Origin of the sequence: Arthrobacter sp. Hiyo1 (assembly GCF_001263615.2) — a bacterium.
Classification (GTDB): Bacteria; Actinomycetota; Actinomycetes; order Actinomycetales; family Micrococcaceae; genus Arthrobacter.
Map to the genome: position 1 here is coordinate 76,202 of NZ_DF952468.1, position 1,938 is coordinate 78,139.

2 protein-coding genes are annotated in these 1,938 nt (G+C 60.3%); one reads left to right on the plus strand and one right to left on the minus strand.

Features of this window, described 5'->3' with window-relative positions; all coding sequences use genetic code 11:
- The first annotated feature begins 410 nt into the window (after nucleotides 1-410).
- The gene (locus AHiyo1_RS00320) at nucleotides 411-1,316 is read left to right on the plus strand and encodes a DUF559 domain-containing protein (RefSeq protein WP_059387237.1); all 906 of its coding nucleotides are present in this window, start codon (nucleotides 411-413) and stop codon (nucleotides 1,314-1,316) included.
- Between the two features lie 152 nt (nucleotides 1,317-1,468).
- Here the strand turns inward: AHiyo1_RS00320 and AHiyo1_RS00325 are convergent, their stop codons facing one another.
- Entirely contained in the window at nucleotides 1,469-1,891 is a 423-nt protein-coding gene (locus AHiyo1_RS00325; protein ID WP_059387238.1) for a hypothetical protein, read from the minus strand.
- Nucleotides 1,892-1,938: the final 47 nt, after the last annotated feature.

Consider the following 1,938-nt stretch of genomic DNA (forward strand, 5'->3'; position numbering starts at 1 on the left):
AGCCGTTATAACGACAACAACTGCGAGCTAGTTGGGTGGGGCGCGCGGGGGCTGGGCTTAAATGCAATGGCCCCGGTTCCTTGCAACGCTACGAGTCACGCGCTGCAACGAACCGGGACCATAATCTCCGTTCGCATCAGATCCACCGGAGGCATTTAGTGAATCCGGTTACAGCATATGACAACTTTGTCACGGGTGCAACTTTCCCGGTCAAAGGGATTTTCGGAGTTTTCGGGGAATTCTGCGCGCCGTCCTGACCTTCTTTGAATTCAAAATGGCCCCGACACGCCTGAGAAGGGGTGTGTCCGGCAGTTTATGGACCCAAAGAAGGTCAGGAAGGGCCAGCAAAGTTGTCCACATAGGGGAACCCGGAGCTACTGTCGCCTGAGCGATGCTGCTGGAGTGGCCACATGGATATAGTGCAATTCCTCCAGAGGCGGGGCGGTGCGGCCCGGACTGCGCAACTGCTTAGAGCGGGCTTTCCCAAGTCGGCGTTGGCCCAAGGGCTCCGCAACGGAACGCTCAACCTGTTGCGCCGCGGGATCTACACGATTGAGGGCGCCGATCCAGGCATCGTTGCTGCGTTAGCGGCGAATGGCGTCTTGACCTGCGTTTCGGCTGTTCGTTTCTACAATTTGTGGCAGCTGCAGGAGCCAGGAGGCGTCCAAGGACTGGGGAGTTCCCGGAAACCCGAGGCCATCCATCTCAGCTGCGGTAGCGGCCTAGTCCGGGACGGTGTGGTGGACCATGCCCGATGTAGCCATCCGGGGCATCCGTACCTTCCTGTGGCCGGCCTAGCTGATGTCCTTATCCACGCCCTGAGATGCCGACCCGAATTGGAATCCTTGGTAATTGTCCAGTCCGCAGTTAGCCGCGGGTTGATCACCGCAGACTTCCTTAAGACGAAACTGCAAGGCAACCGCAACGGAGCAGCGAGGGCTGCGCTGGATCTTGTGCTGCCCAGGGCTGATTCCTTGCTGGAAGTGCTCGCACACACGCACTTTGTCCGGGCGGGTCTCCGGGTCCGGATGCATGTGGAACTGGCGGGGGTGGGGGAGGTGGACTGCCTGATCAACGAGTGCCTTGTAGTGGAACTCGACGGCCATACGCATCTGGAGCCGCGGCAGGTCAAGAAGGACCGGTACCGGGACAACGCCAGTGTGAAGGGTGGGCTTTTGTCGTTGCACTACTTCTACCAGGACGTGGTCCACCGTCCTGAAGAGATGGTCAACGAGGTCTTGACCGTGTTGCGGCACCGGGAAGTCGGCCGCTTCGCCCCCGCAAGATACGCGCCCGGGTGGGTGCCGCCGTCGTAATCCAGCAGCAGACTCCACCAAAGCGCGGACCGTCCTGACCTTCTTTGGCACGAAAAAAGCCGCGACACACCCTGATCCAGGTGTGTCGTGGCTCCTCGAAATTCAGAGAGGGTCAGGAAGGCGCGGCGCCCACTAAAGCCCCCCCAAAAACCCTAGTCTTCGTCGCTGAAGGCCCAGTCGAACATGTCGAACACGAACTCGGAGAACGTGCCTTCTTCGGATTTCCATTGGCCGCGGGCGTTGTTGCGGCGCCACACGATGGGATCCGGGACGCCGAGGTCGCCTACGCGGAAGCCCCAAGTGAACTGCTCTTCCTCGTCCTCCAAGAACATGAGGAAACCTTCGTCGTCCACTTCGAGCTCTTCGGGGTCCCAGAAGTAGTGGTAGGCCTCCATGAGGTCCTCGCAACCACCGAGGGCGAGGTAGAACTCGCGCAGCACCATGGGAATGGTGAACGAGTGGGCGGACAGGGCCTCGTCCAGCTCAGCGGCGGACAGCCCGTCTTCTTCCTGCCATTCGTCCTCGAGATACTTCGGTACAAGCGCGCGGAACTTCTCGAGGAACATGTCAGTCATGCTCCCATCCTAGCTAATCGCGGCCACGGGAATCGGCGCCCGGGGAC